The organism is Streptomyces sp. NPDC059255, assembly GCF_042752355.1.
Classification (GTDB): domain Bacteria; phylum Actinomycetota; class Actinomycetes; order Streptomycetales; family Streptomycetaceae; genus Streptomyces.
The window spans coordinates 89,902-96,884 of the sequence record NZ_JBHYZP010000038.1 but is presented as its reverse complement, the minus strand read 5'-3'; the positions used below and the strand labels follow the sequence as shown (position 1 = coordinate 96,884).

At 75.4% G+C, this 6,983-nt stretch carries 6 protein-coding genes; 2 read left to right on the top strand and 4 right to left on the bottom strand.

The window, feature by feature from the left end:
- Positions 1–169 precede the first annotated feature (169 nt).
- From ACFXKG_RS33490 to ACFXKG_RS33475, 4 genes are all read right to left on the bottom strand, one after another.
- Positions 170–1,411 (bottom strand): glycosyltransferase, encoded by a 1,242-nt coding sequence (locus ACFXKG_RS33490; protein WP_384846990.1) that lies wholly within the window; start codon positions 1,409–1,411, stop codon positions 170–172.
- A complete protein-coding gene (locus tag ACFXKG_RS33485) occupies positions 1,408–2,526 on the bottom strand; it encodes a glycosyltransferase family 1 protein (RefSeq protein ID WP_365815722.1) in 1,119 nt (372 codons plus the stop codon). The genes ACFXKG_RS33490 and ACFXKG_RS33485 overlap by 4 nt, the downstream gene beginning before the upstream one ends.
- A gap of 301 nt (positions 2,527–2,827) precedes the next feature.
- Complete coding sequence (locus tag ACFXKG_RS33480) at positions 2,828–4,246, bottom strand: HEAT repeat domain-containing protein (RefSeq protein ID WP_384846988.1); 1,419 nt, start codon at positions 4,244–4,246, stop codon at positions 2,828–2,830.
- A 237-nt stretch (positions 4,247–4,483) separates the two neighbouring features.
- Positions 4,484–4,876 (bottom strand): ankyrin repeat domain-containing protein, encoded by a 393-nt coding sequence (locus ACFXKG_RS33475; RefSeq protein ID WP_384846986.1) that lies wholly within the window; start codon positions 4,874–4,876, stop codon positions 4,484–4,486.
- Positions 4,877–5,122: 246 nt separating this feature from the next.
- On the opposite strand from ACFXKG_RS33475, the gene ACFXKG_RS33470 reads away from it, so the two are divergent.
- The gene (locus ACFXKG_RS33470) at positions 5,123–5,317 is read left to right on the top strand and encodes a hypothetical protein (protein WP_365815730.1); all 195 of its coding nucleotides are present in this window, start codon (positions 5,123–5,125) and stop codon (positions 5,315–5,317) included.
- 37 nt (positions 5,318–5,354) lie between these two features.
- The gene (locus ACFXKG_RS33465; protein ID WP_384846984.1) at positions 5,355–6,968 is read left to right on the top strand and encodes a hypothetical protein; all 1,614 of its coding nucleotides are present in this window, start codon (positions 5,355–5,357) and stop codon (positions 6,966–6,968) included.
- Positions 6,969–6,983 lie beyond the last annotated feature (15 nt).

The following is a 6,983-nucleotide window of genomic DNA, read 5'->3' as shown; positions in this document are numbered from 1 at the left end:
GTGCCGCCGCGGCGCGGCGTGGGCACCGTGTCCAGCGGCGTCGGCACCAGGCCCGGCGTCGGCACCGGGTCCGCCTGCGGCTCCGCGGCCGAAGGGCGCGCGTGCGCGGCCGGCGGGAGCGCCGCCGCAGCGGGTGCCCCGCCCGGCGTGACGGGTCTCGGCCGGGTCGTCATCGCGGGGCCCCGTCGGGGCGGACGGCCGGAGCGGGCGCCGCGGCCGTCGGCACGGGTGACGCCGCGTGCGGGGGCGGGAGCGGGGTCGGCGAGAAGCGGAGCGCCGGATCACCGCTCACCGGGGCGTCGTGCGCCGCGAGGAACGCCGCCACCGCCGTGTCCCAGCCGAAGAGTTCGGCCCGCGCGCGGGCCGCCGCGCGGCGGACGGCCTCCGGGCGGGCCAGCAGGTCCTCGACGGCGTCCGCGAAGGAATGCGCGTCGTCCGCCGCCGCCCGGCCCGCGTCCCCGATCACCTCGGGCAGCGCGGACGAGGCGCTCGCGACGACCGGGGTGCCGCAGGCGAGCGCCTCCAGGGCCGAGAGGCCGAAGGTCTCGGCCGGGCCCGGCGCCAGACAGATGTCGGCGGCGGCCTGGAGATCCGCCATGGCGGAACGGTCGCCGACATGGCCGAGGAAGTGCGCGGGCAGCCGCTGCGCCTGGGCCCGGCGGGCCAGCCCGGCGCGCAGCGGCCCCTCGCCCGCGACGACCAGCGACGCCCGTACCCCGCGCCGACGCAGCTCCGCCAGCGCGTCGAGCGCCGCGCCGGGGCGCTTCTCGACCGACAGACGGGACCCGAGGACGAGCAGGACATCAGCGCCCCGGGCGTACCAGGCGCGCAGTTCCGGGTCGCGGCGCTGCGGGCGGCAGCGGTCCAGGTCCACACCGAGCGGGGCGCGCACCACGTTGCGGGCACCGATCCGCAGGAACTCGCGCTCCGCCCACTCGGTGGTGCAGACGATCCGGGAGTACGCCCAGGCGCTGCGCGCGTTGAGCCGGTCGGCCGCCCGCCCGGCCGCCGCCCCGGGCACGCCCCAGGTGCGCAGCACTCCGTCCGCCGTCTCGTGGGAGACCATGACGGACGGGATCCGGTGGCGCCTGGCCCATTCGCCGGTCCAGCGCAGGGTGGTCCGGTCGGAGACTTCGAGCCGGTCGGGCGCGAGCCCTTCGAGGACGTCGCGCAGCGGGCGGCGCGCGGCGAGGACGCGGTAGCCACCGGTGCCGGGCAGTTCGGGGCCCGGCAGGGTGATCACCCGGCCCTGCCCGGTCTCCTCGTCGGATGCGCGCTCCCCCGGCACGATCAGCACCGGTTCGTGTCCGGCCGCGCGGTAGCCGGCGCCCAGCGCGTGCAGGGCGGTGCGCAGTCCGCCGGAGGACGGTGTGACGAAGTTGGCGAGCCGTACGATCCGCAGGGCGCTCACGCGACCACCGCCGTACGCGCGCCGAGCACCTCGGCGTAGTGGCCGAGGAGCTGGTCCCCGACGGCGGCCCAGGTCCGGTCCTCGACCGCGGCGCGGCCGGCCCGCCCGTAGGCAGCGCGCCGCGCGGGCGCGTGGGCGAGTTCGCGCACGGCCTCCGTGACGGCGTCGGTGTCGTGCGGGGTGACGAGGAGTCCCGTACGGCCGTGGTCCACGAGGTCGAGCGGTCCGCCCGCGGCGGGGGCGATCACCGGCACGCCGCTGGCCATGGCCTCCTGCACGGTCTGGCAGAAGGTCTCGTAGGGGCCGGTGTGCGCGAAGACGTCGAAGGAGGCGAAGGTCCTGGCCAGGTCCTCGCCGGTGGTGCGGCCGAGGAAGACCGCGCCGGGCAGCGCGGTGCGCAGCGAGGTCTCGCTGGGGCCGTCGCCGACGATCACGACGCGGACGCCGGGCAGGCCGCAGACGCCCGCGAGGAGTTCGACGTGCTTCTCGGCGGCGAGCCGGCCGACGTAGCCGACGATCAGTTCGCCGTGCGGGGCGAGCCGGCGCCGCAGCGCCTCGTCCCGCAGTTCGGGCCGGAACCGTACGGTGTCGACGCCCCGGGGCCAGAGGCTGACCCGGGGTATGCCGTGCTCGGCGAGGTCGGCGACGGCGGCGCTGGACGGGGCGAGGGTGCGGTCGGCCGCGGTGTGCACGGCCTTGAGCCGGCGCCAGGCGGCGGCCTCGCCCGCGCCCACGTACGTACGGGCGTAGCCGGCCAGGTCGGTCTGGTAGACGGCGACGGCGGGGACGCCGAGGCGGGCGGCGGCCGTCATGCCGCGCACGCCGAGTACGAAGGGGCTGGCGAGGTGGACGAGGTCGGCGCGGTGCGCGGTGATGGCCGCGGCGATCCGGCGGCTGGGCAGGGCGACGCGTACCTGGGGATAGCCGGGCAGCGGGAGGGAGGGCACGCGTACCACGGGGCACGGTGTGTCGGTCTCGTCGTCGCCGGCGACGGACGGGGCGATGACGAGGGGGTCGTGACCGCGCGCGGCGAGGTGCCGGGCGGTCTGGAGGGCGCAGTGGGCCACGCCGTTGACATCGGGCGGGAAGGACTCGGTGACGATGACGACACGCATATCCGTGTTGTCGTCGTACCGAACGTGTCCCTGCCAACGTGGATCTTTCCGCGTGGGGAACGTCCCGTGAGCATTGGAAGCGGGGGGCGTTCCCCGCTCCCGCCGACGTCACCGGGACCGTACGCGGGAGTCACCAAGGCCGTACGTGAGGGGCGCGCGCCGGCGTACGAGGGCGCCGAGGGCATGGAGCCCTCGGCGCCCTTACGTCACGGCGACGTCACGGCGACACCATGGCGGCGACGGGGTGACGGCACGGAGTCACGGCGCGGCGCCAGGGCCATGAGGGCCGGGCCGGGGGGCGTCACCTGGCCGCCGCGTCCGGGCCCATGCGGCTGCGTACGGCCGTCTGCACCTCGGCCTCCTCGGCCGGGTCGGCGGCGAGCCGCCGGAGCCGGTCGGCCACCCGTACGTCGCCGGTCTCGGCGTGCAGCGCGCCGATCTCGCGGGTGGTCTCCTCGCAGTCCCACAGGCATTCGACGGCGAATCCGGTGGCGTACGAGGGGTCGGTGGCGGCGAGTGCCCGCGCCGTGCGGCCGCGGAGCTGGGAGGACGCCGTCTCCCGGTAGACATGGCGCAGCACGGGCGCCGCGCAGACGATGCCGAGGCGGCCCGCACCGTCGACGAGACTCCACAGCCGCGGGGAGTCGGGGCCTTCGGCGCGTACGGTCTCCCGCAGGGCGCCGAGGACCAGAGGGGTGTCCTTCGTGCCGCCGCGGCAGGCGAGGACTCCGGCGGCGGAGGCGCCGAGGGCGTCGGGGCGGTGGATCCAGCCCCGGGCGCGGTCGACGGCCTCGTCGCCGCACATCCGCTCGAAGGCGGAGACCGCGGCGTCGGCGACGGCGCGGTGCGGGTCGCCGGCCGCCGTCTCGATCAGGTCGAGCACGACCGGGTCGCGGGCCTCGGCCAGGTAGTGGAGCGCGGCGCAGCGGGCCCCGCCGGGTCCGCCGCGGGCGGCCTCGACGATGAGCGGGCGGTCGCCGGGGCCGGCGACCGCCGTCAGGCAGCGGGCTGCGGGCAGGTGGAGTTCGGTGCCGCGTTCCAGGCCCTGCTGGGCCCAGTCGAAGACGGCCTGGACGCTCCAGCCGGGGCGGGGGCCGCTCGGCCGCATCTGGCGCTGCCAGCGGTCGAAGGAGCCCTGTTCGCCGGCGGCTCTGATGCGGGCGCCGACCGCCGGGCGCGGGTCGTCGGCCCAGAGCCGCCAGGGCCGGGGCTCGAAGGCGTCGCGCACGGTGGACGCCAGTTCGGCGTCGCCGTCGGGGGTGGCGGGGAACCGGGCGAGGACGGGGGTGGCGAGGGCGCGCAGGCCCGTGTCGTCGTCGCGCAGCGCCAGCTCGTCCAGGGCCCACGCCCAGTTGGTGCCGGTCGCGGTGTAGCGCCGGAGCAGGTCGAGCGCGTCGTGCCTGCCGTACGAGGCGAGGTGGCCGAGGACGGCGAGGGCGAGCCCGGTCCGTGACTCGTCGGCGTCGAGGTGGTCCTCGGCGCGGAAGAGGTGGTCGTCGATGGCGTCGAGACCGCCGTGGATGTCCAGATAGAGACGGGCGTAGTACAGCGAGCGGTTCTCGACCTGCCAGTCGTGGCGCGGGTCGTTGAGCACGCAGTGGTTGAGGGCGGCGAGCGCCTCCGCGCGAGGTGCGGCGAGCGCGTGCAGCGTGCCGTCGCCGCGGCCCCTCTGCAGCAGGCCGAGGAGCGTGCCGCTCGGCGCTATGACTGGATCGAACATGGGGAAAGCCTCACATCAAGCTGTCGACGCAACCGGGGAGTGTGGTGCCGAAGCCCTCTCGGGCCTGACGCACGTCCTAGACCGCGCGGCAACATGATCGGCCGTCCGTTGTCGTCTTCTGCCTAACGCAGACCATCTTCCCTGCCTCTCGTCGGTGGCCCTCCGTGGGCCCGTCGTCATGATGACCCAGCCATTTCGCCACCGCGACCACATTTACGACGCTGTCCGTCACGACGGTCACCGGGCCCCGAACAGCTCCAGGAGGTGCGTCTTCCCAAACATCCGCGCGGTATCCACCGCGGAGGGGCTGCCCGCGGCCGGATCCGCGCCGCCGGCCAGCAGGGCGCGGATGATCTCGTCCTCGCCCTTGAAGACCGCGCCGGCGAGCGGCGTCTGGCCGTGGTCGTTCACCCGGGCGGCGTCGGCGCCACGGGCGAGGAGTGCCTCGACGGCCGGCAGGTGGCCGTGGTAGGCGGCGAGCATGAGGAGCGAGTCGCCCCGGTCGTTGGTGAGGTCGGCGGGCACACCCGCGTCGACGTACGCGGCGAGCGTCTCGGCCTCGCCCGTCCTGGCCAGGTCGAAGACCTTGGTGGCCAGTTCGATGACCTGGGGGTCGGGGGCTTCGCTCATCGGTGGGACCGCCTTCCGGAGTCTGTGCGGAATGAAGAGTCTGTGCGGAATGAACCGACAGATTACTGCCCGGAGCCCTAAGAGGAAGCGGAGAGTCCGGACGTCCGCCGACCGGGTGGAGGCCCACCTGCGCCAGTGCAGTGAAATGCTTAAATCTTCACTCATTTGCACCTTTTGTCGCATAGATACTTTTCGTGATCCTGGAAGGACTCATGGTGACTGTCCGCACGAACCAGGAGAATGCTCATGATTCTGTCCATGTCCGGCGTCGTACTGCTCGGAATCATCGTCTTCCTCTTCTTCCGGAAGGACGGACTCAAGGTGTCGCACGCGATCGTCTGCGCCCTCTTCGGCTTCTACCTGGCGGGCACCGCCATCGCCCCGAGCATCACGGCCGGCGGGGCGAGCCTCGCCGGCCTCCTGGGCGGGATCAAGTTCTGACGCCCGCCCTTCCCTTCCGCACCCCCAGGAGACAGACGTGGCCCGGCGACCACTCCCCCACCTTCCGGCCGACGGCGGCGAACGCGTCGCGCGCGGGCGCGAGTTGGCCCGTACGGCCGCGGACGGCGCCAGGGACGCCCTCCACCCGCTGATCACGATCGGCCGCGGACTGCGGAGGATGGCCACGGCGGCGCGGCGGAGCTGGACGGACACGCCCAAGGACCGGCGCGGTCCCGCGCTGTTCCTGGCCGCCGCCTGCCTCCTGCTGGTCGCGCTCCTCCCGTACGGGCCGCCGCTCCTGCTGGTCTCGGTGCTGGGCGTGGCCGGATGGAAGGGACGGGACCGTCCGCCCGTACGGACCGGACCCGACGAGGCGGAGGTACGGCGGCTCCGCTCCCTCTACGAGGCGCTCGTACCGCACTTCGCCGTCCCCGAGGACCCGAGTCCGCTCTTCAGCCACGGGGGCGAGTGGAGCACCGCCTTCACCGACCACGCCTTCGACGGCGACGGACGGCTCACCCGGCTCCGGATCGCCTACCCGCCGTACTTCCCCGACGGCGAGCCCGCCGCGCGCGCCCGGATCGAGCAGTTGCTGTACGCCAAGTCCGGACGCGGGCGCGAATATCTCTTCGACTGGGACGAGGAGGACAACCTCCTGCTGATGACCGTCCTGCCCCCGCTCCCCACCGACATCGCCGCCCAGTGCTTCGTCACGGCGCCGGGCGAGACCCTCCTCGGCTTCACCGACGACGGCGCGGTGCCGCGCACGGTTCCCGTGACGGCCGCCGCCGGGCTCCGGGACGCGCCCCCGGTCCTCTGGCGGACCGGGCCACGCTCCGCCGCACCGCATCTGCTGGTCGCGGGCCATCCCGGCGGCGGCGCCACGAGCCTGCTGCGCTCGCTCGCGCTCCAGGCCCTCCCGGACGCCGACATCCTGGTCGTGGACGGCGGCGGGACCGGCGAGTTCGCCTGCCTGGCCGGGCGTACGGGCGTGCTGACCGTGGAGTGCGGGCTCACCGGGGCGCTGGCCGGCCTCGAATGGGCCGCGCGCGAGACCGAACGGCGGCTGATCGAGGCCGACCGCGCCCTCCAGTCCGGCCACCCCGCCCCCGAGGACACCCGGCGCCCGCTGTGGATCCTGTGCGACCGGCCCGGCGCCCTCGGCCATCTCGCGGCGGCCGACGGGCGGCCCGACCCGCAGGGCCTGCTCCAGGTGCCGCTGCGCCACGGCAGGGCCGCCCGGGTGACGGTCGTGGTCGCCGAGCACCTCGACGCCCTGGGCGGGCTGAGCGAGGACGTGACGGCGCACACCCGCGCCCGGGTCGTCCTCGGGCCCGCCACGCCCGCGCTGGTGGAGGCGGTGCTCGGGGTCCCCTCGCACACCACGCCCACGCCGGACGTGCCGCCCGGCCGGGGGTACGTACGGCTCGGCACGGCGCCGGTGCTCCGGCTCCAGGTCCCGGCCACGCCCGACCCGTACGACGACGCGACGAGCGAGCCGCACCGCCGCGCCGTGCTGGATCTCCTGCCGCCCCGGCAGCAGTTCCAGCGGTGGGCGTACGGGCAGGACCGGGCGTACGAGCGGGTCCCCGGGCAGGAGCCGGAGCCGGCCGTCGGGCAGGTCCCCGCGCCGTCGGCCGCCGAGGGCTGACCGGGCGCTCAGGCC